This is a genomic window from Streptomyces paromomycinus (genome assembly GCF_003865155.1).
GTDB lineage: Bacteria > Actinomycetota > Actinomycetes > Streptomycetales > Streptomycetaceae > Streptomyces > Streptomyces chrestomyceticus.
Genome location: NZ_BHZD01000001.1, coordinates 8,894,350 through 8,919,014 on the forward strand (window position 1 = coordinate 8,894,350; position 24,665 = coordinate 8,919,014).

The window sequence follows — 24,665 nt, forward strand, 5'->3', positions numbered from 1 at the left end:
AAACACGGAACGGCGGGGCGCCGCCATCGGCTTTCGTATGACGAGACGCCGTACCCGTACGGACCGGAGACCGTCCCGGTCCGTACGGCGGGCCGCGGCCGTACCGACCGGCCCACCGGCCGCGCTAACTGCCCTTCAGTTCCTCGATGACCGGCGCGAACGCCTCCATGGAGGGGTCCAGCACGGTGATGTACGAGAAGCCGTAGCGCTCGCGGTGCTCGCGGAGCTGTTCGGCCATCTGCGCGACCGTGCCGAACAGGAACGTCGGGATGCGCAGGGCCTGTTCCTCGTCCACGCCGAGGCCGTGCGCGGCGATCTCACGGGCGGGCGCGCGGCGGTCGCCGGTGACCGTGACCCGCTGGACCAGGATGTTCAGTTCGGCCGGTGCCGGGCGGTCCGCGGCGGCCTGGTGGTAGACGGTGAGCGCGGCGTCGAGCTCGTCCGGCGTCAGGAGCGCTAGGGTGCCCTCCGGTTTGCCCGGAGCGGCCCGGCCGCCGGTGAAGGCCGTGATGTCGGCGTGCCGGGCGGCGAGGCGCAGCACGCGCGGACCGTTGCCGCCGATCAGCAGGGGCGGCCGGGGCTGCTGGGCCGCCTTCGGCGCGTGCTCGGGGTCGCCCAGCAGCCGCTCCAGCTCCTCGACCGTACGGACGAGGCGGTCCACCCGCTCGCCGGGGGTGCCCCAGGGCAGGCCCGCCCGGTCGTGCTCGGCGCGTACGTAGCCGGTGCCCAGGCCCAGTTCGAGTCTGCCGTCGGTGAGCAGATCGGTGGTGGCCACCTCGCGGGCGAGCAGAGCCGGGTTCCAGAAGCCCGCGTTGAGGACGAAGGTGCCCAGGCGCGGGCGCTCGGTGGCCTCGGCCGCGGCGACCAGGGCGGGAAAGGGCGCGGGCCAGCCCAGATGGTCCGGGACGAGCAGCACGTCGTACCCGAGGTCCTCGGCCCGGCGGCACTTCTGCCGCCAGGCGGGCCCCGACTCGATGGTGATCATGTTGACGCCGAAGCGGAACGGGCGTGGCACGGGGCCTCCTCGGGGTGCGGGGTGCGGGAAGTGGGATGCGGATCGGAGCCGGTCGGAGTGCGGGCGTGCCGGTCACTCGTGGGCAATGGCGGCCAGCACGTCGAGCCGGGACGCGCGCAGCGCGGGCAGCAGCGCGGCCAGCAGCCCGACCAGGACGGACCCGACCACCACCGCGGCCACCGTGGACCACGGCACCGCGAACGCCGTCAGCCCCTCCAGCGCCAGCACCCGTTGCGTGGCGACGCCCCAGACCAGTCCCAGGCCGAGCCCGAGGACCGCGCCGAACAGCGCGATCACCACCGACTCCAGCCGGATCATCCGGCGCAGCTGCCTCCGCGACAGACCGACGGCGCGCAGCAGCCCGATCTCACGGGTGCGCTCCACGACAGCCAGCGCCAGCGTGTTGACGACGCCCAGCACCGCGATCACGATGGCCAGCCCCAGCAGCCCGTACAGCAGGTTGAGCAGTCCCTGGATCTGACCACTGACCAGCTCCTTGTAGTCGGCCCGGTCGTGCACCTGGACCTGCGGGAACGGCTTGAGCGTCCGCTCCAGTCCGGCCCGCAGCCGCGCCGGGTCGGTGCCGTCCGCGGCGTTCACGTACAGCACGGAATTCTGCCCGCCCGGCGCGTACTTCTCCAGGGTGGCCGTCCCCATGAAGACACCGCCCCGGGTGCCGGGCCCGGAACCGGCGTTCTCGGTCAGCGCGCCGACCGTGAACCGGGCGGGCGTCCCGGACGGCAGCACCGCGTCGAGCCGGCTGCCCACCCGCAGGCCGTGCTCCCGGGCGAACTCCGCCTGGATACCGACGTGTCCGGGCGCCAGCGCCGCCGCGGTGTTCCCCGCCGCGTACGTCACCTTCGCCACGGCGTCGAAGTCGCGGTCGAAGGCCCCGGCCACCGTCGTGACCGACCGGCCGCCCGGCAGCCGCAGCTTCAGGGGGACGATCCGCTGGCGTACGACCGTGCCGGCCCCCGGGGTCGCCCGCACCCGGTCGGTGACCTCGTCGGAGAACGGCGCGAGCGACGCGTTCTGCACGACGAAGTCGGCGCCCAGCGTCCGGTCGATCTGCTGGGCGATCGAAGCGGCCGCCGACGCCCCGGCGACCGACAGGCCGGTCACCAGCGCCAGCCCGATCATCAGGGCCGCCGCCGTCGCCCCCGTACGGCGGGGATTGCGCAGCGCGTTGCGGCGGCTCAGCCGCCCCACCGTGCCGAACGCCGGCTTCAGGCCCCGCCCGAGCAGCCGGATCACCGGCCGCACCAGCAGCGGCCCCGCCATCACCCCGGCCACCAGCGTCAGCACGACCCCGAGCGCCAGCAGTGACCCGGCGGCCGCCGTACGGTCACTCAGCACACAGCCCGCGAGCGCGGCCAGCCCCGCCACGCCCACCAGCGACCCGGCGGCGGCGCGCAGGCGCAACGGGCGCCCGGCTCCCGGCAGTTCCAGGTCGGCAAGGGCGGCCATCGGGGAGACGCGGCCCGCCCGCAGCGCGGGAAGCAGCGCGGCGACGAAGGTCACGCCCACCCCGACGACGTACGCGACGACCACCGTCGGCCAGTTCAGCACCAGATCGGCGGCGTCCAGCCGCAGCCCGAACCAGCCCATCGCGACGACCAACAGCACCGCGAGTCCGACACCCGCCGCGAGCCCGGCCGTGGCACCGGCGACGCCCAGCAGCAACGCCTCCAGCAGCACCGAGCGGCGCACCTGGCGGCGGTCGGCGCCGAGCGCCCGCAGCAGGCCCAGCTCCCGGGTGCGCTGCGCGATCAGCATCGAGAAGGTGTTGACGATCAGGAAGACGCCGACCAGGACGGCGACCCCCGCGAAGCCCACCATCATGTACTTCAGCACGCTCAGGAAGTCGCCCAACTGCTCGGCCTGCGTCTTCTTCTGCTCGGCCCGCGTCCGGATGTCGTACGCGGCGGCGCCGGACCCCAGCGCGGCGCCGATCCGCCGTTCGAGCACGCGGTCCGGCACGCCGGGCGCGGCGTCCACGGACACTCCGGTCGCCCGGTCCGTACTGCCCAGCAGGCCGCGCTGGGCCGCCCGGGTCTCCAGGAAGACCAGGGAGGAGCCCGGGTTGGTGGTGGTGAAGGCGGCGATACCGACGATCCGTACGGGGGAGGTGCCGGGCGGGGCGATGACGTGCAGCGTGTCACCGAGCCGTAGGCCTGCCCGGTCCGCGGTGTCCCGGTCGACCATCGCTTCGCCCGGTCCGCGCGGCGGGCGGCCCTCGGCCACCCGGACCGGGCTGCGCTCGCCCGGGGCCCAGTTGGTGGCGATGGACGGCACGTTCCGGGTCGGCCCCACCGGCGTGTGGCGGGCGTCGGTGACGGTGACCCGCTCCACCCGCACGTCGAGCCGGGCGTCCGCCACGCCCCGCACCCCGGTGACCCGGTCCCGCAGGGCGGCCGGCACGGTCGGGGTCGCGGCCGAACCGATGCCGCCCGGTGCGTCGAAGTCCTGCCGCGGCGTGATCTGGACGTCCGCGGCGGTCGAGGCGAAGAGCCGGTCGAAGGTGGCGCCCGTGGTGTCCGAGAAGATCAGGCTGCCCACCACGAACGCCACCGAGAGCACCACGGCGAGGGCGGAGAGCAGCAGCCGGGCCTTGTGCGCGAAGAAGCTCCGGAGCGTGGCCCGCAGCACGGCGGGTCAGCCGTTCGGGAGCGGGCCGGAGCCGGGGGCCGGGCCCGGGCCGGAGTCAGGAGGCGGGCCCGGGGCGGGGCCGGTACCGGTGGGCGCGGACGGGGGAGGGGACACGGACGGGGACGGCCTCGGGCCCGCCGCGAAGACCTGCATCCGCGCCAGTACGGACTCCGCGGTGGGCCGCGCCATCTCGTCCACGATCCGGCCGTCCGCCAGGTAGAGCGCGAGGTCGGCGTGGGCCGCCGCGTTCGGATCGTGGGTCACCATCACGACCGTCTGCCCGAGGTCGTCCACCGCCTCCCGCAGCGTCTGGAGCACCTCCAGACCCGAGCGGGAGTCCAGGTTGCCGGTCGGCTCGTCCGCGAAGATCAGCGCGGGGCGGGCGGCCAGCGCCCGGGCGCACGCCACCCGCTGCTGCTGCCCGCCGGAGAGCTGGGAGGGCCGGTGCCGCAGCCGGTCACCGAGCCGGAGAGTGCTGATCACCTCGCGCAGCCACTCCCGGTCCGGCTTGCGGCCCGCGATGTCCATGGGCAGGGTGATGTTCTCCTCGGCCGTCAGGGTGGGCAGCAGGTTGAACGACTGGAACACAAAGCCGACCTGGTCCCTGCGCAGCCGGGTCAGCTGCCGGTCGTCCAGGCCGGTGATCTCCCGGCCGCCCAGCCACACCCGGCCCGCCGACACCGTGTCCAGCCCCGCCAGGCAGTGCATCAGGGTGGACTTGCCCGAGCCGGAGGGCCCCATCACCGCCGTGAACCGCCCGCGCCCGATCGACACGTCGACGCCGTCCAGCGCCACGACCTGGGCCTCTCCCGTCCCGTACGTCTTGACCAGCGACACCGCCCGCGCGGCCGCCTCGCCGCCGTCCGCGGCACCCTCCGCCGTACCCGGGACCGGTGTGGACACGTCAGCCTCCCGACGTCGGCCCCGTGCCTTACGGGGCGGCAACTCCCGCATGGCCCACGACAGTAGGACAGCTTCCGTCGTCCTGGCATCCCCCACGTGCCCGCTTCCGGACGCCGGTGCCCGGCCCGGGGAGCGGCGGGCGGCCCGGTCGTCAGCCGGCGGCCGGGGAGGCCGGTGCCGGACTGTGGAACGTCACCTCCGGGTTGTCCTTCGTGGGGCCCTGGAGAAGACGTTGCGGTATGTGCCGCAGGTGCTGGTCGAAGAACGCCGCCACGTAGGTACGGGTGAGGGCGACCGAGCGCTGTCCGGACAGCGGGGGCTGCGAAGGCGTGGGGGCTGTGGGGTCAGTGGGTGCTGCGGGGGCCGTGGTGTTCGTTGCGGGAGGGGTGAGCGCGTCGGCGATGACGGGGGCGTCGCTGAAGGTGAGATGGTCGGCGCCGGCCACGGTCAGCCAGCGCTTCCACCCGTCCAGCCGGCTCCAGGCCAGGTCCCAGGTGCGGTCCCGGCCGCCCGGCCGGTGCACCTCGTTGTCGGTACCGAGCATCAGGAAGGGGCGGGAGCCGAGACCGCCGGCGGGTACGGGGTCCTGGAACGCCCCGTCCATGTTGACGCCGGCCCGTATGCGGCTGTCGCGCGCCATGGCGGAGACGGCGCTCGCGCCGCCGAGCGAGTGTCCGGCCATGCCGATGCGCTTCTCGTCGATGAGGTGGGAGTAGCGCCAGGCGGACCCGTGCGCGGTGAGCCGGTCCAGCACGAACGAGACGTCCTGGCCCCGGCCGACGGCCGCGCGCCGGAAGCCGTCCTCGGTGCCGTACACCTGATCGCAGGCGGCACAGGTCAGGACCCGGCCGCCGGGGAAGGCCGTGCCGGTGCTCTCGTAGGCGTGGTCGACCGTCGCGACGACGTAGCCCCGGGAGGCCAGGTCCTCCGCGAGGCTGGTGAGGGAGAAGCCAGGGGCGGAGAAGCCGGGCGAGACGACCAGCAGCGGATACCTGCCGGACGCGGGGCGGGCGTCCGTGCGGCTGTGTACGGCCATGGCGCTCAAGGCTTCGGGAGTGACCATGTTCTCCCAGCCCATGGCCTTGATCAGGTGCCGGCTCTCCTCGACGGTGGCGTACCGCGCGGACGCGCCCGTACCGCGCCGCGCCGGGTAGTGGAGACCGACCATCAGCTCGCGGGACGTCGCCGTGGGGACCCAGGGGTCGGGGCGGCTGTGGTCGGTGAGCGGCAGTGTGGACCGGCCGACCGCGTACGGGCCGGTGGGAGCGGGCAGGCGCAGCCGCGCGGCGGCCTTCGGGCCCGTACGGTCCGTACCGTCCGCACTGTTCGTGGCGGACGGGGGCGCGGCCCAGGACGTGTCCGCCGCCGCGGCGAGCGGCTGGGGGAGCAGGGGAAGACCGAGCAGCAGGGACAGGGCGGCGGTTCCGGCCGCCCGGAAAAGTCTGATCATGTGCCAGACGTTAGGGCGGGGCACCGACCCGGCGCGTCAACCTCAGGTCTGGTCGTCAGCCGCCGTCCTCATCCTGTCGGCCCTCTTCCATCCGTCGGTCCTCATCCTCCCGTCGGCCCTCACCCTCCCGTCGGTCCGCGTCCCCTCGTCGGTCCTCCTCCGCTGGTCGCGCCACACCCAGCACCGTCCAGGGCAGGGCGGGGCCGGGGCCCAGAATGCGGCTGCGGCGACAGGTGCTGACGGTGAAGCCCGCGGTGCGCAGTTCGGCCAGCGGGTCGCGGGCCAGGTGGCAGTTGCCCATCAGCAGGGGCCACACCGTACGGTCCAGGGCGCGCTGCACGGTGGCGGGGCCGTGGCGCAGGGAGCGTCCGTGTTCGAAGAAGCGCAGTTCGCCGCCCGGCCGCAGGACCCGCCGCAGTTCCGACAGGGAACGCTGCACGTCACGTACCGAGCAGAGCACCAGCGACACCACCGCGGCGTCGAAGGCCTCGCTCTTGACCGGCAGGGCTTCCGCCGTGGCCGGTACGACGTCCACCGGGATGCCGGCCCGGGCCGCCTCGGTCAAGGCCCGCTGCCGCAGGGTGCGTTCGGGCTCGACGGCCACAACCTCCGCGACGGTTCGGGGGTAGTGGGCGAAGTTCGCGCCCGTACCGGCACCGATTTCGATCACCCGGCCCGAGAGTCCGGCCAGCATGTCGCGTCGCAGGTCCGTGAGTCCGGTGCGACGGTCCGCGATCCGCGCGTACCACCGGGCGAAGACCGGATGGTGCACGACTCCGCGCTCGACCCTCGTGCGCTGTGACATGGCCGGATCCCTTCGCCGTACGACGTTCGCCGGTTCGAGTGTCCGCCGTGCCGCGCCGGGACACCACTGTCAAAGCGCGGCGGTGCCGCCCAGAGCGGGGGCCAGCCAGTCGGGAGCCTGCGCGCGGAACTGCTCCGGCGGCAGGCTCCCGGCGCCCTCCGGCACGCGGCCCAGCAGCGGTGCGCCGGCCGCTCGGGGGAAGTCGTCGAGATTGCAGCGGGCGGCCAGGCCAGGGGTTTCGGGCCAGCTGCCCACCACCACTCCGGGGGAGTCGATCCCGTGGGTGCGCAATGCCAGCGCGGTGAGCGCCACCGCGTTGAGCGCCCCCAGGCCCGCCTGGGCGACCACCAGTACGGGCGCTCCGGCCAGGCGCGCCGCGTCGGCGAGGGTCGCGCCCTGCTCGTCGAACCGTACGAGCAGGCCGCCCGCGCCCTCGACCAGGACGAGGTCGTGCGAGGCCGCCAGTTTGGCCGCCGCCTCCGCGATCTCTCCTGGGCGTACGGGCGGCAGGCCGGCGCGGCGCGCGGCGGTCTCGGGTGCCAGCGGCTCGGGATAGCGGGCCAGTTCGGCGGTGGTGACCAGGGGGCCCGCGAGCCGGACGACTTCCGCCGCGTCGCCCGGTTCGCCGGCGGTGACTCCGGTCTGCGCCGGTTTGAGCACCGCGACGGAACGGCCCTGGGCGAGCGCCGTCGCGGCCAGGGCAGCCGTGGTCACGGTCTTGCCGATCTCTGTGCACGTTCCGGTCACGAACAGCACCGACACGTCGAGTCCTCCTGTCGTAGAGCATGGTCGGCAGCCGGGGGCTCCGCGTACGGAGCCCCCGGGGCCTGATGGTTACGGGGCCGGGGCGGGCCGCTCAGCCCTCGCGCGCCACCGCGCGCATCGCGGCGCAGATACGTGCCACGTCCTCGTCCCCGGTGATGTACGGCGGCATCGCGTACACGAGGTCGCGGAACGGGCGCAGCCACACGCCCTCCCGTACGGCCGCGCGCGTGGCGGCCGCCATGTCCACCTCGTGGTCGAGCTGGAGGACGCCGATCGCGCCCAGGACCCGTACGTCCCGCACGCCTTCGGCGGCGGTGGCGTCGGCGAGGCCGTCCCGTAGCCCGGCCTCGATCCGCTTGACCTCCCGTGCCCAGTCCTGGGACAGCAGCAGGTCCAACGACGCGTCGGCCACCGAGGCGGCCAGCGGGTTGCCCATGAAGGTCGGCCCGTGCGCGAGCACCGGCACCTCCCCCCGGGAGATCCCGTCCGCCACGGCCGGCGTGCACAAGGTCGCCGCCATGGTCAGATAACCGCCGGTCAGGGCCTTGCCGACGCACATCACATCGGGAGTGACGCCCGCGTGTCCGGCGGCGAACAGCGATCCCGTACGGCCGAAACCGGTGGCGATCTCGTCGAAGATGAGCAGGACGCCGTGCTCGTCGCACGCCTCGCGCAGCACCCGCAGGTAGCCGGGGGAGTGGAAGACCATGCCGCCCGCCCCCTGGACCACCGGCTCCACGACGACCGCCGCCAGTTCGCCGGCGTGCCGCGCGACCAGCTCGCGCAGGTGCGCCTCGTACGCGGGGTCCGGTGGCGCGTCGAACCCCGGAGGCGGCGCGTCGGCGAACAGCTGCCGGGGCAGCGCGCCCTGCCAGAGTTCGTGCATCCCGCCGTCCGGGTCGCACACCGACATCGGCTGCCAGGTGTCGCCGTGGTAGCCGCCGCGCCAGGTCATCAGCCGCTGTTTGCGCGGCTTTCCGACCGAGCGCCAGTACTGGAGGCACATCTTCACGGCGACCTCGACCGACACCGAACCGGAGTCGGCGAGGAAGACGTGCTCCAGGCCGTCCGGGGCGATCTCCGCCAGCCGGGCGGCGAGCCGGACGGCGGGCTCGTGGGTGAGACCGCCGAACATCACATGGCTCATCCGGTCCAGTTGGCCGCGGGCGGCCTCGTTGAGCACGGGGTGGTTGTATCCGTGCACCGCCGACCACCAGGACGACATTCCGTCGACCAATTCGGTCCGGCCTTCGACCGGTTCGGCCAGCCGCAGTCGTACGCCGGATGCCGACGCGACGACCAGCGGATCGTCCCGGCCGGGCATCGGGCCGTACGGGTGCCAGACGTGCTGCCGGTCCAGGGCCAGCAGTTCGGGGACGGAGAGCTGCGCGGCCTCAGGCATTCGGCGGCAGCTCCGTACCGGCGCCGCGGCGGCGTACGGAGACGAGGTCCGTACGGGCTTCACCGGCCGGGGAGGCGGGAGCGCCGGCCGGTACTTCTTCGGCCGGTGCCGGGACCGCACCGGCATCCGCCTCGGCCCGTACGGCCGGTTCCGCCGCCGTGTCACCGTCCCCGCACGGTCCGCAGCCGCCACCCCCGTGGCCACCGCAGCCGCCGCCCGCGAGCGCGTCCGCGCGGTGCTCCGGCAGCGTGGTGGTGTCCGTACCCTCCACCTCGAAACCCGCGTCGGCGATCATCGCCAGGTCGTCCTTGCCCGCCTGGCCCTCGCTGGTCAGGTAGTCACCGAGGAAGATGGAGTTGGCCAGGTGCAGCGCCAGCGGCTGCATCGACCGCAGGTGCACCTCGCGCCCGCCGGCCAGCCGGACCTCCACGTCCGGGCAGACGAAGCGGACCATCGCCAGGATGCGCAGCGCGCGCTGGGGCGTGAGGTTCCACTCCTTGGCCAGCGGGGTGCCCTCGAAGGGGATCAGGAAGTTCACCGGCACCGAGTCGGGGTCCAGGGCGCGCAGCGCGAAGACCACGTCGACCAGGTCCGCGTCGCTCTCGCCCATGCCCGCGATCAGACCGGAGCAGGCGGACAGTCCCGCCGCCTGCGCCTGTTGGACCGTTTCGACCCGGTCGGCGTAGGTGTGGGTGGTGGTGATGTCCCCGTAGGTGGCCTCGGAGGTGTTGAGGTTGTGGTTGTAGGCGTCCGCGCCCGCCGCTCGCAGCCGGGCCGCCTGGCCGTCCGAGAGCAGGCCGAGGCACGCGCACACCTCGACGCCCTCGTTCTGCTCCTTGATGGCGGCGATGGTCTGCGACACCCGGTCCACGTCCCGGTCCGTCGGTCCGCGGCCGCTGGCCACGATGCAGACCCGCTTGGCGCCGCCGGCCACCCCGGCCGCGGCCGCCTCGGACGCCTGCTCCGGCTTGAGCCAGGTGTACTTGAGGATCTCGGCCTTGGAGCCGAGCCGCTGGGAACAGTACGAGCAGTCCTCGGGGCACAGCCCCGACTTCAGGTTGACCAGATAGTTCAGCTTCACCCGCCGCCCGAACCACCGGCGGCGTACCTTTCCGGCCGCGGCCACCACGTCGAGCAGGTCGTCGTCGGACGTCGCCAGTACGGCGAGCGCCTCTTCGCGGGTCGGCAGTTCGCGCCGCAGCCCCTTGTCCACCAGCGTTGTCAGCAGATCCATGGCGACGATCCTGGCGTACGGCCACGGCCCGCGACCATGGAGGAACCCAACAAGGGCGCCGATCCGGGGTGTGTGCATGGCCACACCGTAGGACGGTGTAACGACCGCTAACGTCTATCGACAGCCCACAAACACGAAGGAAGCTGATGCATCAGGACGACGCCGCTTCGCCCCTGCTCCACGACGTACCGGCGCCGCCGCACGACGGGCCCGCCGGGACGCCCGCGCCGGGCGGCGGCACCGGGCCGGGTGCCGACGCGCGCACCGCCGCTTTCGGCTGGATCGATGCGGCCCGCGAACAGCGCCGCCGGGCCGGACTCGTCCGTACGCTGCGGCCGCGGCCGGTCGAGTCGCCGCTGCTGGACCTGGCGAGCAACGACTACCTCGGCCTGGCCCGGCACCCCGAGGTCACCCGTGGCGCCGCGCAGGCCGCGCACCGCTGGGGCGCCGGGGCCACCGGGTCGCGGCTGGTGTCCGGCAGCACCGAGCTGCACGCCCGCCTGGAGGCCGAACTCGCCGAGTTCTGCGGTTTTGAGGCCGCCCTGGTGCTGTCCTCCGGCTACGCGGCCAACCTCGCCGCCGTCACCGCGCTCGGCGGCCCGGGCGGCCTGATCGTCTCGGACGCGGGCAACCACGCGTCGCTCATCGACGGCTGCCGGCTCGCCAGGGCCAGGACCGTCGTGGTCCCGCACGCCGAACCGGACGCCGTACGCAAGTCCCTGGACGGCCACGCCGGCCCGGCGCTCGCCGTCACCGACTCCGTCTTCTCCGTGGACGGCGACGCCGCGCCGCTGCGGTCCCTCGCCGACGCCTGCCGGGCGCACGGCGCGGCCCTGCTCGTCGACGACGCGCACGGCCTGGGCGTCCTCGGCGACGGCGGGCGGGGCGCGGTGCACGCGGCCGGGCTCGCCGGGGACCCGGACGTGGTCGCCACCGCCACCCTGTCGAAGTCGCTCGGCAGCCAGGGCGGCGTGGTCCTCGGCCCGGCCCGGGTGATCGAGCACCTGGTCAACACCGCACGGACGTTCATCTTCGACACCGGCCTGGCCCCGGCGGCGGCCGGCGGCGCCCGGACGGCGCTGCGCCTGCTGCGGCGCGAGCCGGAACGCGCCGCCCAGGTCCGCGCGGTGGCGGCGGAACTGCACCAGCGGCTCGGTGCCGCCGGGCTGACGGTCGTCCGCCCGGACGCCGCGGTGGTGTCCGTACGGGCGCCCTCGCCGGAACTGGCCGTCCGGTGGGCCGCCGACTGCCGGGACGCGGGCCTCGTGGTCGGCTGCTTCCGGCCGCCGTCCGTACCCGACGGCATCTCCCGGCTGCGCCTGACGGCCCGCGCCGACCTGTCCCCCCGGCAGGCGAGGGAAGCGGTCCGGACCGTCGTACGGACGGCGCCGGCTGCCTGCTAGGACCGGTCATCTGCCAGGGCCGGTCATCTGCCAGGGCCGGTCACCTGCCAGGGCCGGCCGTGCGGTCCCGTCGCCCCGTGGCCGGCTCACCCGACCTTGGCGAAGCGGCCGTCGGACAGTTCGCCGACGAAGGACCGCCAGGCCGCCGTGGTGAACAGCAGCGCCGGGCCCGCGGTGTTCTTGGAGTCGCGTACCGCGAGCAGGCCGGAGCCGACGCGTGCCGTCTCGACGCAGTTGTTCATCGCGGTGCTGTGGCTGCTGCGCCGCCAGCGCGCGCCGTGCGGCACGGTGCGGACCGGGTCGTGCCCGGGCAGGAGTGACATGGTGCCTCCTCAGACGCCGGAGCCGGCCCACGAGGTCTCGGCGATCCGGGCGATGAATTGCGCTGACTTGTCGCACGAGAGGGCGCGCCCCCGCAGCATGTCGAACGCATCGCTGTACGCCCTGAGGTCTGCTTTCTGCTCCAAGTAGAGGCTACTCGTCAAATGGTCGAGAACAACCACATCCAAGTCAGAAGTGAGCGGAAATGAAAAGATAACGAAAGGGCCGGTGATGCCGATGTGCACACCGGACGCGAAGGGCAGTACCTGTAGCAGCACATGCGGCAATTGCCCCACGTCCAGAATGTGCCGCAGCTGGGCGGCCATCACCCCGGGCGGGCCGACCTCCCGGCGCAGCACCGCCTCGTCCAGCACCGCGCACAGCTCCAGCGGCCGCTCGCCCCGCAGCACCTCCTGGCGGGCGATGCGCACCTCCACCAGCTCCTCGACCTGCTTCGCCGGCAGGTCCGACAGCGTGGCGCGGGTCACCGCCCGCGCGTAGTCCGGCGTCTGCAGCAGGCCGGGCACCACCGTCGTCTCCAGCGTGCGCGCCCGGGACGCCCCGTACTCCAGGCTGATGAAGTCCCGGTACTCCGGCGGCAACAGGTCACGGTAGGTGTGCCACCAGCCGGGCCGCCCGTTGCCGCCGTCACCACCCTGCGTGCCGCCCCCGCACAGCGCCGCCAGCAGCGCGCGCAGCTCCGCGTCCCGCACGCCGTACGCGTCCAGCAGCAGTTCGACGTCGGCCGGCCGGGCGCCGCTGCGCCCGGTCTCGATGCGACTGACCTTCGACTGGTGCCAGCCGACCAGCCGGGCCGCCTCACCACTGGTGAATCCGGCCAGTGTCCGCTGCCGCCGCAACTCCGCGCCCAGCTTGCGGCGGCGCACCGCGGGCCCGTACCGCATACCGCTCCCTCCGTACGTCTCCTCAGGTGCGCCGCGGATGCGCCCGCTCCCTGATGGCCGGTTCCGATCCGACAGTGTGCCGCGCAAATACGGTCTCGCGTAGCAGAGTTCACCGCTTCGGGCGACAGATATATGCACTTCTTGGTGGATGACACGTCACCACCGCAGCATGAGTGGCAGGCTGGGGCACATGAGCAGTCCGAGGCCGGGGCCGAAGGGACCGGAAAGGGCCCGGGAGGCCGCACGCGAGGGCGGCTTCCTTCGGCGGCGGGCCGGAGTCGAGCCTCGGTGGGAAAGGGACGGCGTCGCGATGGCAGACCACCAGGAATCCTCACTCACGCTGCCCAGCGCACCGGTGTCGGTGGCGGAGGCCCGCAGGTACGTCATGGACGTACTGGCCGAATGGGGCCTGCCGGACGGGACGGAGACCGCCGATGCCGTACGGCTGATGGTCTCCGAACTCGCCACCAATGCCGTGCAGCACACGTTCGGGCAGTCACCGGTGTTCACCGTCGACGTCCGGCTGGACCGCGACGAACGGCTGTGGGTCGGTGTCACCGACGATCATCCGCGCTGGCCGAAGCGGCTGCCGGCCGCCGTGCAGCAGGACAACGGCCGGGGCATGGTGATCGTCCGCTTCCTCGCCGCCGAGTCCGGCGGACAGGTGACGGTCGAACCCACCGCGGCCGGGGGCAAGACCGTCTGGATCACCTTGCCGTGGAAGCTGTTCCTGCCGTAGCGGCGGAATCGGCCGACGGAGGATGCCGGGCGGGTATCGGGCGGTTTTTCAGGGTCTGGTGAGGAAGCGCGGTTTGCGACGGCGGCCCGTGCTGCAGGCACAGCCCACGCCCTCGTCCCGCACCTGCCGGTAGGTGGGGCTGGTCGCGCGGCCGCAGCGGGCGCAGCGGCACGGCCACGGCTCGTAGGCGCCGGGGCAGGGACCCAGCGGGATCAGCCCGGCGGCGTGCATCACCCGTTCGGCGACGGTGGCCGGGGCGGGGACGGGGCCGGGAGCGTTCGGTGGGGGCTGGAGCGGGGGCGGTGGGACGGCAGGGGGTGCGGATGGCGCGGGAGGCGCGGCAGGAGTCGGTGTCGCGGGGTTCGCCGGGGGAACCGCTGCTGTCGGCTGCGTGGGAAGGACCGATACTGCGCCGTTCGCGGGAGCTGCCGAACCCCCGTCCGCCCCGGTGCCGAGGTCGCCCGGATGCCACTGATGCAGGCAGGAGGCGCACCACCACAGCAGTTCGCCGGCGCCGTAGACACCCTCGTCCTCCCACAGCACGTCCGTGCTGCCGCAGGCCGGGCAGTGCGTGGCGGGGGAGCGGCGGCGCAGAAGTCCGCGCAGGTTCACGAGTCGGTCCTGGTGTGCGTGTGCTGGGGCAGGTGCCTGTGCATGGGTCTCCTCACGTGCTGAGGAGACTCCATCGGTTCTCCGCCGGCAAAGCAAGGACGACCAGGTCACAAATGATTTCGACGGCACCGCTCCCGAAGCGCCGCCCCAGGAGGCCACCCCCGGGCCCCCTGGCGTTCAGGAGGAGTCGCGAGCCGACGGCTTGATGTGCCCGTTCCGACGGCCCAGTACGCGGGGCAGCAGCGCCCACAGGCCGCCGCACGTCACCAGCGTCACCGAACCCGCCACCACTCCCGCGCCGCGCCCCAGTACGACGTCGACGACGAGGAGCACGGCACCGGCCAGCGCCAGTGCGAGGACCGCCATCCCGGCTGCCGTCAGCCGTGCGGAGACCTCCACGATCAGCCCCTTCGCGCGCCGCCGGAACAGCACCCGGTGCACCGCGGCAGGCGCGGTGAGCAGCAGCGTCGCCAGTACTGCCAGCAGTAATGTGCCCACGTAGAACGCGCGTTGCGTGGCGTCCAGAGACACAAAGCGCGGGGTGAACGCCAGCGTCAGCAGGAAGGCGAACAGGATCTGCACGCCGGTCTGCAGGACACGCAGCTCCTGGAGCAGTTCGCCGAAGTTGCGGTCGTAGCGCTCCAGGGGCGTCTCGTTGCGGTCCGCGCACACGGCGTACCGGGCGGAACCGGGTGGCCGGTGCGACTCGGACGATTCGCCCGTTCCCGGCAGTTCGGGGCGTCCTGGCAGTTCGTTCCGGTGCTCGTCGGTGAGGGGGGCCATTGCGTGCGGGTATCCGCGGACGCGTTGATCACTCCTCGAACGCGCACGGGCGTGCGGGAGTTGCGCCCGCGTACGCACCCGGGTGCGGGCGGGGCGGGGCTCGTGGCCGCACGGGGTCCCGCACCGCCCTGGCGGGACCGCGCGGTCAGCGCACCCGCCCGTACGAGACGCTGCGTGACCAGATGCGCTCCAGCCGCACCACGGTGCCGGGCTTGGGCGCGTGCCAGATCTTGCCCGCCCCCGCGTAGATCCCCACGTGGTAGATGCCGCGGCGGGAGTGGAAGAAGACCAGGTCACCGGCGCGGCGCGCGGACGCCGACAGATGCCGGGTGCGGTTGTACTGGGCCGCCGCGGTGCGCGGCAGCCGTTTCCCGGCCCGCTTGAACGAGTACAGCGTCAGTCCTGAGCAGTCGAAGCGGTGTGGCCCGCTGGCTCCGTACTTGTAGGGCGCTCCCTTCTTGGAAGCGGCGATCCGCAGTGCCGAGGCCGAGGTGGACGCGGCTGCCGCGTCCTCGGTGGCTCCTGGTACGACCAGTGTCCCGCCGACCGTGGCGAGGGCGAGGAAGGAGATCACTCCGGCCCGCGCCAGCAGAGGGGAAGTGCTGGTACGCGCAGTCATGCGCAACCCTTCGTCAGCCGCCTGCGAAGGAGTACCTGTCGGGTTCGGGCAGGCGAAGATGCCCGGTCGTGGTGACGACTTCACCCCAAGAGGCCGTCCGGCCGTGGTGGCCGGCGGTCCCGTCGTGCTCGGGTCCTCCGCTCCTGCCGGTCCAGGCGCATCGGCCAGACATCCGGTACGGCGGCAGGATTGGGCGTCCGCCCGGACCGCCCCACCGCTGTGGCGGGGGCTTGTCGTCGAAGCGATCGTTGCGCATCTCGCGCCCGGATTCCGAGCAGAAACGGCTGTATGTGAGCTTGGTCACGCTTGCGCCGTTCGGGTGGACGGACGTCGTTCCGGGGGAGGCCCGCGACGGGTGCGGACCCGCGTACCAGCCCCGGAACGTCACGTTCCGGGCGACACGTACGTACGTCGCGCAAGCCGTGTGGCACCGCACACGACCCCGGGGCTACGCCGTTCGGGCGAGCCCGATCGGGCGCCGTGTCGCCGAACGGGTGGGCCCTTGTGGTGCTCCGGCACCTCCTGGCCGCCCCTGTCTCCCCTGCCCGGCGTGTGCCGCGCGGGACGGGTGGGGGCCCTGGTGCATCAGGGACGGGAAGGGAAGGCGCCCGCGTCCCCGTCCGGTCGGGGACGCGGTGCGTCAACTTCGCGGCGGGGGTACGGAGATCAGCCGTGCGCGGCGCTCACCGTCCAGTACGCGCAGGGCCTGCGCCAGCGTTGCCGCGTGGAGCTCGCTCTCGCCCCGGTCGTGCATGAGCGCCAACGCGTCCCGCAGCGCGGTGGTCTTGCCGACCAGGGCCTGCGCGGCGCGGAGACCGCCGTACGTGTCCGTACCTCGGGCGGGGTTGATGCGGCCCAGCAGGTCCAGGACCGCCAGGTAGCTGTCGATGACCTCCCCCTCGGCGCGCGTCAGCGCCGGCAGCGGCGGCAGTTCGGGCGGCCACATCCCGGGCTCACCTCGCGCCCGGTGTCGCGGGGTGTTGCTTGCGGCTGCGGGTCAGCCCGTCGATGAGGCCGTACTCCATGGCGGCCTCGGCGCTGAAGACCTTCTCGCGTTCGAGGTCTTCGGTGATCCGCTCGGGAGGCCGGCCGGTGTGCCGTACGAGCAGGCCCTCCAGGAGGGCCCGCATGCGCAGCAGTTCGTCCGCCTGGATGCGGAGGTCGTCGGCCTGCCCCTGCACCGGTTCGTCGAACGAGGGCTGACGGACGAGGACGCGCGCGCCCGGCAGCGCGAGGCGCTTGCCGGGCGCGCCGGCGGCCAGCAGCACCGCGGCGACGGAGGCGGCCTGCCCGAGGCAGACCGTCTCGATGTCGCAGCCGACGAACTGCATCGTGTCGTAGATCGCGGACATCGCGGTGAACGAGCCGCCGGGGGAGTTGATGTAGAGCGAGATGTCCCGGCCGGGCGCGTCGTAGTCCAGGTGCATGAGCTGGGCGATCACGTCGTTGGCCGCGGCGTCGTCGACCGGGGTGCCCAGGAAGACGATCCGCTCGCCGAGCAGCTTGGAGTACGGGTCCATGGTCCGGGCCCCGTAGGAGGTGCGTTCGGTGAACTCCGGGAGGACGTATCGGGCCTGGGGGCCGTTCATGGGGAGCTCCTCTTTCCTGAGCGTCTGTAAAAAATGTACAGGACGTACGCAGAGCTAGATGGGAGCACGTCCCGCCGGGCGAAAGCAATGCCTTCGGCGGGGCGGATAGGGCTGCTCGCTGAAAGCGAAAAGCTCACGGGCTGTCAGGTCGACTCGCTCCCGGTGCACATGACGGCCCGTAAGGCCGGGTGTCCGGGGCCCGGCCGGGAGCGCGCCGCCGGTGCAGCGTTCCGGCCGAAGTCCCCGGGCGCTCCGGCGCCGGCCCGGCGTGACGGTGTGCCCTGACCTGCTCCGCCGCCCTGCGCGTCCGCTGCCGCAGTCCCGCCGGGCAGCACGAAGCGACACCTGGCGCGCGGGCCCCTGGCCAAAGGAGTTCTGTGGAATCCGCCCGTACGGAAAGCGCCGTTCCGCACCGGACCGCCCGGGTACCCGCCGGACGGACCCGAGCTCCTCGGGCCGAACCGAGTCCAGGAGGACGCGATGGCTACCGCTTCATCCGCCGGCTATCCGGAATCCGGCCGCTCCCGGGCCGCCCGCGCCGAGCGGCACGCGAGCACGGAGACCAAGCCCGCGTTCAAGAGCACCGAGTTCTTCGTCTACGTCGCCGCCGTCGTGGCGGTCCTGGTCGCCTCCGCCGTCGTCGGCGGCGACGCTTCCCGTGTGGACCGCTTCCCCGCCGACCAGGCGTGGTTCTACGTCACGCTGCTGACCGTCGGCTACATGATCAGTCGCGGCCTGGCCAAGTGCGGCAGCCGCGAGCCCACCGACCGCACCACCGCCACCTGAGTGTCCTGGCGCGTACCGATGCCCCGGCAGCGCTGCCGGGGCATCGCTACGCGCCAGGACCGTCGGCCCTGTAGCGGGCCAGGGCCGTCCGCCGCATCCGGCCGGTCGCGGCCCTGGCCGGGATGTCGTGGACGCGACCTAAGCTAGGACCATGGCTTATGAGATTCCGGTGACGCAGGCCCGGGCGGAGTTGGCGGACCTGATCAACCGCGTCGTCTACGGCGGCGAGCGGGTGGTCGTCACGCGCCACGGCAAGCCGCTGGTGGGGCTGGTGTCCGCCGCCGACCTGGAGCGCCTCGACGCGTGCCGGGAGGCGGCGGAAGCGGCGGCGGAGGAGCAGGTGATCAGTACGGTCTCCTCGGTGCGGCCGTTCCCGGCCCCGCCCGGTGAGTGGGGGCGCTTCGGCATCGCGGCGGAACACCGTGGTGCGGCGGGCGAGCACGGGGCGGCCGGCGGGCACGGCATGGCGGGCGGGCACAGCGGCTCGGGGGCCGCGGAGCGCTGACCGTGGGGCGCTGACCGTGGGGTACTGACCGCGGGGCGCTGACAGCTCTGCGTGAGCCGGTCGCCGCTGCCCGGCGTCCGGGAGGGTGGCCTTGCCTCGGCTATTGACATGGACATGAGGGGAATGGGGGCGTGCGGATGGGGCGTGCGGAGCCCTCGTGATGCCCGCAGGGCCCATCCGGTGAAGTTCCGCCGCCGACCCGCCGCGTTAACGCCGGTGAAACGGCGCCGAACTAACCTGCGGCCGACGGGTCTTTGATGGAGCGGAGCTGGTGAGCAGTTTGCTCCACCTTTAATTACTGTGTGATACATCTGCTTTTGCGGGTGTATCGCCACCCGTGACCTGGGCGGATGCGCCCAGTTCGAAGACGGTGAGGTGAAGGTATGCAACTGACCCCGCACGAGCAGGAACGCCTGATGATCCATGTGGCGGCCGACGTGGCCGAGAAGCGGCGCTCCCGCGGGGTACGGCTCAACCACCCGGAGGCCGTCGCGCTGCTGACCGTCCACATCCTCGAAGGCGCGCGGGACGGCCGTACGGTCGCCGAGCTGATGTCGACCGGGCGCAAGGTGCTCACCCGGGAAGAGGTCATGGAGGGCGTCCCGGAGATGATCCACGACGTGCAGGTCGAGGCCACCTTCCCCGACGGCACCAAGCTGGTCACCGTCCACGAGCCCATCAACTGAGCACGGGAGCAGCGACCATGATTCCCGGCCAGATCCTGCACGCCGACGACCCGGTACGCCTGAACCCCGGGCTCCCCGTCACCCGGCTGACCGTCCTGAACGCCGCCGACCGCCCCGTTCAGGTCGGTTCCCACTACCACTTCGCCGAGGCCAACCCGGGCCTCGACTTCGACCGTGCGGCCGCGCACGGCAAGCGGCTGAACGTCCCCGCCGGCTCCGCCGTGCGCTTCGAGCCCGGTATCCCCACCGAGATCGAACTCGTCCCCGTCGGGGGCAAGCGGATCGTCGCGGGCCTGCGCGGCGAGACCGGAGGCTCGCTCGATGGCTGACCTGACCCGCCCCGCCTACACCGATCTGTACGGCCCGACCGTGGGCGACCGGGTGCGGCTGGCCGACACCGACCTCCTCGTCGAGATCACCGAGGACCGGGCGGGCGGCCCCGGCCGGGCCGGTGACGAGGCGGTCTTCGGCGGCGGCAAGGTGATCCGCGAGTCCATGGGCCAGTCCCGCGCCACCCGCGCCGAGGGCGCGCCCGACACTGTGATCACCGGCGCGGTCGTGCTGGACCACTGGGGTGTGGTCAAGGCGGACGTCGGCATACGGGACGGCCGGATCACCGCGCTGGGCAAGGCCGGCAACCCGGACACCATGGACGGCGTCCACCCCGATCTGGTGATCGGCCCGGAGACCGAGGTCATCGCGGGCAACGGCAAGATCCTCACCGCCGGTGCCATCGACACCCACGTCCACTTCATCTGCCCCCAGCAGGTGGACGAGGCCCTCGCCTCCGGCGTGACCACTCTGGTCGGCGGCGGCACCGGCCCGGCCGAGGGGAGCAAGGCCACCACCATCACCCCCGGCTCCTGGCACGTGGCCCGGATGTTCGAGTCGATGGACGGGCTGCCCGTCAACGTGGGGCTGCTGGGCAAGGGCAACACCATGTCCGTCGCCTCGATGCACGACCAGTTGCGCGCCGGCGTCCTCGGCTTCAAGATCCACGAGGACTGGGGTGCCACCCCCGCCGTGCTCGACGCCTGTCTGCGGGTCTGCGAGGAGAGCGGCGCACAACTGGCCATCCACACCGACACCCTGAACGAGGCCGGCTTCCTCCAGGACACCCTGGCCGCCATCGGGGGCCGCGGCATCCACGCGTACCACGTGGAGGGCGCCGGCGGCGGGCACGCGCCCGACATGATCGCCATGGTCTCCGAACCGAACGTGCTGCCCGCCTCCACCAACCCGACGCGGCCGCACACCGTCAACACCGTCGAGGAACACCTCGACATGCTGATGGTCTGCCACCATCTCAACCCGGCCGTCCCGGAGGACCTGGCGTTCGCCGAGTCGCGTATCCGGCCCTCCACCATCGCGGCCGAGGACATCCTGCACGACCTCGGCGCCATCTCGATCATGTCGTCCGACGCCCAGGCGATGGGCCGTATCGGCGAGGTCGTGCTGCGGACCTGGCAGACCGCGCACGTGATGAAGAAGCGGCGCGGCGCCCTGCCCGGCGACCTGCACGCGGACAACGCCCGCGCCCGCCGTTACGTCGCCAAGTACACCGTCAACCCGGCCGTCGCCCAGGGCATCGACCACGAGGTCGGCTCGGTCGAGGAGGGCAAGCTGGCCGACCTGGTGCTGTGGGACCCGGCGTTCTTCGGCGTCAAGCCGCAGCTCGTCCTCAAGGGGGGCCAGATCGCGTACGCGCAGATGGGCGACGCCAACGCCTCCATCCCCACCCCGCAGCCGGTGCTGCCCCGCCCGATGTTCGGGGCCATCGGCAGGGCGCCGGGCAGCAACTCCGTCAACTTCGTCTCCGAGCAGGCCGTCGCGGACGGGCTGCCGGAACGGCTCGGGCTGGCCAAGTCGTTCCGGGCCATCCGCAGCACCCGCGGCGTGACCAAGGCGGACATGCGCAACAACGATGCGCTGCCCCGCGTCCACGTCGATCCCGACACCTTCACGGTCACCATCGACGGCGACGTGGTCGAGCCCGCTCCGGCCGCCGAACTGCCCATGGCCCAGCGTTACTTCTTGTTCTGACGGGGCCGGGCGGGGTGGGTGAGTGGCTGGAGAGGGAGGCGTGGCGGTGAGCAGGGCGGCGTTGTTGGTGTTGGCGGACGGCCGGTTTCCGGCGGGCGGGCATGCGCATTCCGGCGGGGCGGAGGCAGCGGTGAAGGCGGGGCGCATCCGGGACGCGGCGAGTCTGGAGGCGTTCTGCCGGGGGCGGCTGCACACGGCGGGGCTGGTCGCGGCCGCCCTGGCCGCGGCTGCGGCGGCAGGGTGCGATCCGCTGGTGCTGGACGAGGCGGCCGATGCCCGTACGCCCGTGCCGGCGTTGCGGCTCACGGCGCGGCGGCTGGGGCGGCAGATGATGCGCGCGGCCCGGGCCACCTGGCCGTCGGCCGGGCTGGACGCGCTGGCGGCCGCCCGGCCGCGCGGCGCGCATCAGCCCGTGGTGCTGGGCCTGGCCGCCCGCTCGGCGGGGCTGGAGCCGCTGGATGCCGCCTACGCCGCCGGGTACGAGAACGTCAGTGGCCCGGCCACGGCCGCCGTCCGTCTGCTGAGTCTGGACCCGTTCGATGCGAGCGCGGTGCTGGCCCGGCTGGCGGGGCCGCTCGACCGGGTCGCCGCGCGGGCCGTCGAAGCAGCCCGCCGGATCCCCCTGGAAGGCGTGAGCGCGTTGCCGGCGGCGTCCGCGCCGCTGCTGGACATCACCGCCGAGCAGCACGCCGCCTGGCCGGTACGGCTGTTCGCCTCGTAGCCCTGCCCCAGACAACGTCCGCCCCCGGAACCCCACCGCTCGTACCGCTTCACCCGTACCGACCGCACCCGACTCGATCACGGAGCAGTCATGCATCTCGACCACGACCTCGACGCACGCTTCCCGCACCGGCACAGCTACAGCGCCGCGGCCCCCGGGCGTCCCGACGGCACCCGGCGGGCGCTGCGCCTCGGGCTGGGCGGGCCGGTGGGCACCGGCAAGACGGCCACCGTCGCCGCGCTGTGCCGCGCGCTGCGCGACGAGCTGTCCCTGGCGGTGGTCACCAACGACATCTACACCCGCGAGGACGCCGAGTTCCTGCTGCGTGAGGCGGTGCTGCCGGCCGGGCGGATCACGGCCGTGGAGACCGGCGCCTGTCCGCACACCGCCATCCGCGACGACATCTCCGCCAACCTCGAGGCCGTCGAGGACCTGGAGGACGCCGTCGGCCCGCTGGATCTGATCCTGGTGGAGTCCGGCGGCGACAACCTCACCGCGACCTTCTCCAGGGGCCTGGTGGACGCGCAGATCTTCGTCATCGACGTGGCGGGCGGCGACGACATCCCCCGCAAGGGCGGCCCCGGCGTCACCACCGCCGACCTGCTGGTGATCAACAAGACCGACCTCGCCCCGTACGTCGGCGTCGACCTGGAGGGCATGGCCCGCGACGCCAAGGCCCAGCGCGGCGACCTGCCCGTCACCTTCACCTCGCTCAAGAGCGACAACGGCGTCCAGCCGGTGACAAACTGGGTCCGCGCACGCCTCGCCGACTGGACCGCAGGCCCCGCATGACCCTCGCGCCTCCCGAGCGGACCCGGCCCCTGGATCCCGGGCCGGTACGCGTGGACGACCCCGCTCCGGTGGCGCACGGGTTGCGCGCCACGGCCCGCATCACCGCGCGGACCGGTGCCGACGGCACGACCCGCCTGCCCGTGCTGGACGGCGAGGGGCCGCTCGCGCTGCGCCGCGTCCGTGCGTACGGGAAGCAGGCCCGGGTGTGCGTCGTCGGCGCCATGAGCGCTCCGCTCGGCGGCGACCGGCTGCGCATCGAGGTGACCGCCGAGGACGGCGCCGACCTGTGCGTCACGGCGGCCGCGGCGACCGTCGCGCTGCCGGGCCGTACCGGCGGACACGCCACGTACGACGTGGAGCTGACCGTCGGCGAAGGGGCCCGGCTGGAGTGGCTGCCCGAACCGCTCATCTCCGCCGAGGGCAGCGACCTGCGGATGACGACGACCGTGCACCTCGCGCCGACCGCGCGGCTCGTACTGCGGGAGGAGCAGGTGCTGGGGCGCAGCGGGGAACGGACCGGACGGCTGAGCAGCCGCCTCACGGTCCGCCGCGCCGGACGTACGCTGCTCGACCAGGAGACGGCGTACGGGCCCGGCGCCACGGGATGGGACACCGCCGCGGTCCTCGGCGGCAACCGCGCCGCGGGCCAACTGCTCGTCGTGGACCCGGCGTACGACGACCGGCAGGCCGAGGTCCTGCTGCTCGGCACGGGTCCCGGGGAAGGGCAGGGCGTCCGCAGCCCGCTGGCCGGGCCTGCCGCGCTGACGACCGCTGTCGCACCGGACGGGCTGCGGGTGCGGCGCCTCCTGGACGCTGCGGGTGCGGCTCCGGAGAAAGCCGCACTCCTGGACGCGGCGGGTACGGCTTCGGAGGAGGCAGCCCTCCAGGCGGCTGCGGAGTGAGATGCCCTCCGGGCCGCCCGTCGTGGCGTCAGGCGCGCTGGGCCCGGTCGTGGACCTGCTGCGCCGTGGCGCCGAGGACGGGACCGTACATCGCGGTGCTGTGGTCCAGCGCGTCGCCGTGGCTGTTGACCGAGACGAGCGTGCCCAGGCCGGTGCGCGGGTCGAAGCCCGCGAGCCAGGGGCCGCCGCTCGCACCGCCGCTCATGTCACAGGGGACGCTCCATTCCTGTCGCGGCTCGGCCTTCGACGGGCCCGCGCAGTAGAGCAGTTCCTCGCCGCGCTGCGGACGGGTGGCCGGATAGCCGAACGCGGTGATCCGGCCGCCCGCCGGACGGCCGAAGGCCACCGGCTGGCCGCCGACCGTGTCGGTGAGCGTGCGCCCGCCCACCGGGTCCACGGTGAACGCGGCGATGTCGTTCTCCCCGTCCTGCGCCCACGAGCGGGGGGTGACCGAGGCGCGTACCGGGAAGACGCCGTACGGGCGGGCGCCCTTGTCGTACCCCGGGACGAACACCAGATCGGTGTAGGTGTTGTCGGGGGAGGCGGGCAGCCGCGCGCAGTGGCCGGCGGCCATGACCACCGAGCGGTTGCCGCTCTCGACCGCGGTCGCGGTGCAGTACGTGTCGTCGCCCTTCTGATTGACGAAGAAGAGCCGGCCGACGCTCTTCACGGGCGCACCGGTCCACTTCTTGGCCAGCGGACCCGTCGGCCCGAGATCGACGGCGCTGCCGACCTCCTTCATCCGGGCCGGGGTCCAGTGCGCCAGGGCCGCCCGGCGCTCCTGCGCCGTGTAGGTGACCGTGTCGGTGACGTCGGGTGCGGCGGCCGTCGCGGGCAGCGCCGTACCGAGGGCCGGGACGACGGCCAGGGCCAGGGCGGCGAGCGTACGGGGGAGGGCCGGGGCGACGCGCATCGGACGGTGTCTCCTCAGGTGGGGGCGGGGGCGGACGCCTTCTGGGCGCGACGCGGCGCTGCTCCTGGGGGAGAGAGCAGCGCCGCACCCGGGAAGACGGCCGATGTGCGGCATCGGTGCCGT

Annotated in this window: 26 protein-coding genes and 1 riboswitch; of the genes, 10 read left to right on the top strand and 16 right to left on the bottom strand. The window is 73.4% G+C overall.

Translation table 11 applies throughout. The features are described from left to right. Positions 1 to 124: 124 nt before the first annotated feature. The 8 genes from OEIGOIKO_RS37760 to bioB form a co-directional block, all read right to left on the bottom strand. Positions 125 to 1,015 (bottom strand): LLM class F420-dependent oxidoreductase, encoded by an 891-nt coding sequence (locus OEIGOIKO_RS37760; protein WP_125057814.1) that lies wholly within the window; start codon positions 1,013 to 1,015, stop codon positions 125 to 127. Positions 1,016 to 1,087: 72 nt separating this feature from the next. Beyond that, complete coding sequence (locus tag OEIGOIKO_RS37765; protein ID WP_125057815.1) at positions 1,088 to 3,664, bottom strand: ABC transporter permease; 2,577 nt, start codon at positions 3,662 to 3,664, stop codon at positions 1,088 to 1,090. A gap of 6 nt (positions 3,665 to 3,670) precedes the next feature. Beyond that, complete coding sequence (locus tag OEIGOIKO_RS37770) at positions 3,671 to 4,567, bottom strand: ABC transporter ATP-binding protein (protein WP_125057816.1); 897 nt, start codon at positions 4,565 to 4,567, stop codon at positions 3,671 to 3,673. 151 nt (positions 4,568 to 4,718) lie between these two features. Continuing rightward, positions 4,719 to 6,017, bottom strand: coding sequence for an alpha/beta hydrolase family protein (locus tag OEIGOIKO_RS37775; RefSeq protein WP_125057817.1), 1,299 nt, complete (start codon positions 6,015 to 6,017; stop codon positions 4,719 to 4,721). A 55-nt stretch (positions 6,018 to 6,072) separates the two neighbouring features. After that, entirely contained in the window at positions 6,073 to 6,822 is a 750-nt protein-coding gene (locus OEIGOIKO_RS37780; protein WP_125057818.1) for a class I SAM-dependent methyltransferase, read from the bottom strand. A 69-nt stretch (positions 6,823 to 6,891) separates the two neighbouring features. Continuing rightward, entirely contained in the window at positions 6,892 to 7,584 is a 693-nt protein-coding gene (bioD, locus tag OEIGOIKO_RS37785; protein ID WP_125057819.1) for a dethiobiotin synthase, read from the bottom strand. Between the two features lie 94 nt (positions 7,585 to 7,678). Next, on the bottom strand, positions 7,679 to 8,989 hold the full coding sequence (locus OEIGOIKO_RS37790; protein WP_125057820.1) for an adenosylmethionine--8-amino-7-oxononanoate transaminase: 1,311 nt from the start codon (positions 8,987 to 8,989) through the stop codon (positions 7,679 to 7,681). Then, entirely contained in the window at positions 8,982 to 10,223 is a 1,242-nt protein-coding gene (bioB, locus tag OEIGOIKO_RS37795) for a biotin synthase BioB (protein ID WP_125057821.1), read from the bottom strand. Before bioB ends, OEIGOIKO_RS37790 begins: the two co-directional genes overlap by 8 nt. 146 nt (positions 10,224 to 10,369) lie before the next feature. On the opposite strand from bioB, the gene OEIGOIKO_RS37800 reads away from it, so the two are divergent. Then, on the top strand, positions 10,370 to 11,626 hold the full coding sequence (locus tag OEIGOIKO_RS37800) for an 8-amino-7-oxononanoate synthase (RefSeq protein WP_246177819.1): 1,257 nt from the start codon (positions 10,370 to 10,372) through the stop codon (positions 11,624 to 11,626). 86 nt (positions 11,627 to 11,712) lie between these two features. Here OEIGOIKO_RS37800 and OEIGOIKO_RS37805 read toward each other — a convergent pair whose 3' ends face one another. Both OEIGOIKO_RS37805 and OEIGOIKO_RS37810 read right to left on the bottom strand, forming a co-directional pair. Further along, positions 11,713 to 11,949, bottom strand: coding sequence for a DUF397 domain-containing protein (locus OEIGOIKO_RS37805; RefSeq protein ID WP_125057822.1), 237 nt, complete (start codon positions 11,947 to 11,949; stop codon positions 11,713 to 11,715). 9 nt (positions 11,950 to 11,958) lie between these two features. Beyond that, complete coding sequence (locus OEIGOIKO_RS37810; RefSeq protein WP_125057823.1) at positions 11,959 to 12,852, bottom strand: helix-turn-helix domain-containing protein; 894 nt, start codon at positions 12,850 to 12,852, stop codon at positions 11,959 to 11,961. 310 nt (positions 12,853 to 13,162) lie between these two features. On the opposite strand from OEIGOIKO_RS37810, the gene OEIGOIKO_RS37815 reads away from it, so the two are divergent. Then, positions 13,163 to 13,591: an ATP-binding protein gene (locus OEIGOIKO_RS37815; RefSeq protein WP_125057824.1), complete on the top strand. Its 429-nt coding sequence runs from the start codon at positions 13,163 to 13,165 to the stop codon at positions 13,589 to 13,591. 48 nt (positions 13,592 to 13,639) lie between these two features. On the opposite strand, the gene OEIGOIKO_RS37820 is transcribed toward OEIGOIKO_RS37815, so the two are convergent. The 5 genes from OEIGOIKO_RS37820 to OEIGOIKO_RS37840 all read right to left on the bottom strand — a co-directional run bounded on the left by OEIGOIKO_RS37820 (position 13,640) and on the right by OEIGOIKO_RS37840 (position 17,194). Continuing rightward, a complete protein-coding gene (locus OEIGOIKO_RS37820; RefSeq protein WP_125057825.1) occupies positions 13,640 to 14,203 on the bottom strand; it encodes a hypothetical protein in 564 nt (187 codons plus the stop codon). A 177-nt stretch (positions 14,204 to 14,380) separates the two neighbouring features. Continuing rightward, positions 14,381 to 14,986: a DUF6328 family protein gene (locus OEIGOIKO_RS37825; protein ID WP_246177820.1), complete on the bottom strand. Its 606-nt coding sequence runs from the start codon at positions 14,984 to 14,986 to the stop codon at positions 14,381 to 14,383. Positions 14,987 to 15,131: 145 nt separating this feature from the next. After that, entirely contained in the window at positions 15,132 to 15,605 is a 474-nt protein-coding gene (locus OEIGOIKO_RS37830; protein ID WP_125057826.1) for a C40 family peptidase, read from the bottom strand. 3 nt (positions 15,606 to 15,608) lie between these two features. Further along, positions 15,609 to 15,773, bottom strand: a riboswitch (cyclic di-AMP (ydaO/yuaA leader). A 472-nt stretch (positions 15,774 to 16,245) separates the two neighbouring features. Beyond that, positions 16,246 to 16,551: a hypothetical protein gene (locus tag OEIGOIKO_RS37835; RefSeq protein WP_031003342.1), complete on the bottom strand. Its 306-nt coding sequence runs from the start codon at positions 16,549 to 16,551 to the stop codon at positions 16,246 to 16,248. A gap of 7 nt (positions 16,552 to 16,558) precedes the next feature. Then, positions 16,559 to 17,194: an ATP-dependent Clp protease proteolytic subunit gene (locus tag OEIGOIKO_RS37840; protein ID WP_125057827.1), complete on the bottom strand. Its 636-nt coding sequence runs from the start codon at positions 17,192 to 17,194 to the stop codon at positions 16,559 to 16,561. Positions 17,195 to 17,674: 480 nt separating this feature from the next. On the opposite strand from OEIGOIKO_RS37840, the gene OEIGOIKO_RS37845 reads away from it, so the two are divergent. From OEIGOIKO_RS37845 to OEIGOIKO_RS37880, 8 genes are all read left to right on the top strand, one after another. Then, positions 17,675 to 17,980, top strand: a complete 306-nt coding sequence (locus OEIGOIKO_RS37845; RefSeq protein ID WP_125057828.1) for a hypothetical protein — start codon at positions 17,675 to 17,677, stop codon at positions 17,978 to 17,980. A 151-nt stretch (positions 17,981 to 18,131) separates the two neighbouring features. Further along, positions 18,132 to 18,485, top strand: coding sequence for a type II toxin-antitoxin system Phd/YefM family antitoxin (locus OEIGOIKO_RS37850; protein WP_125057829.1), 354 nt, complete (start codon positions 18,132 to 18,134; stop codon positions 18,483 to 18,485). 383 nt (positions 18,486 to 18,868) lie between these two features. Next, positions 18,869 to 19,171 (top strand): urease subunit gamma, encoded by a 303-nt coding sequence (locus tag OEIGOIKO_RS37855; protein ID WP_030017664.1) that lies wholly within the window; start codon positions 18,869 to 18,871, stop codon positions 19,169 to 19,171. 17 nt (positions 19,172 to 19,188) lie between these two features. Continuing rightward, positions 19,189 to 19,500: an urease subunit beta gene (locus OEIGOIKO_RS37860; RefSeq protein ID WP_125048667.1), complete on the top strand. Its 312-nt coding sequence runs from the start codon at positions 19,189 to 19,191 to the stop codon at positions 19,498 to 19,500. After that, entirely contained in the window at positions 19,493 to 21,214 is a 1,722-nt protein-coding gene (locus OEIGOIKO_RS37865; protein WP_125057830.1) for an urease subunit alpha, read from the top strand. Before OEIGOIKO_RS37860 ends, OEIGOIKO_RS37865 begins: the two co-directional genes overlap by 8 nt. A 46-nt stretch (positions 21,215 to 21,260) precedes the next feature. Then, positions 21,261 to 21,935 carry an urease accessory protein UreF gene (locus tag OEIGOIKO_RS37870; protein WP_125057831.1) on the top strand — a complete coding sequence of 225 codons (675 nt, stop codon included), beginning with the start codon at positions 21,261 to 21,263 and terminating at the stop codon, positions 21,933 to 21,935. Between the two features lie 90 nt (positions 21,936 to 22,025). Further along, positions 22,026 to 22,727 carry an urease accessory protein UreG gene (gene ureG, locus OEIGOIKO_RS37875; protein ID WP_125051509.1) on the top strand — a complete coding sequence of 234 codons (702 nt, stop codon included), beginning with the start codon at positions 22,026 to 22,028 and terminating at the stop codon, positions 22,725 to 22,727. Further along, positions 22,724 to 23,629 (top strand): urease accessory protein UreD, encoded by a 906-nt coding sequence (locus tag OEIGOIKO_RS37880; protein ID WP_125057832.1) that lies wholly within the window; start codon positions 22,724 to 22,726, stop codon positions 23,627 to 23,629. Before ureG ends, OEIGOIKO_RS37880 begins: the two co-directional genes overlap by 4 nt. Positions 23,630 to 23,657: 28 nt before the next feature. Here the strand turns inward: OEIGOIKO_RS37880 and OEIGOIKO_RS37885 are convergent, their stop codons facing one another. Continuing rightward, positions 23,658 to 24,542, bottom strand: coding sequence for a trypsin-like serine peptidase (locus tag OEIGOIKO_RS37885; RefSeq protein ID WP_125057833.1), 885 nt, complete (start codon positions 24,540 to 24,542; stop codon positions 23,658 to 23,660). Between the last annotated feature and the right edge of the window lie 123 nt (positions 24,543 to 24,665).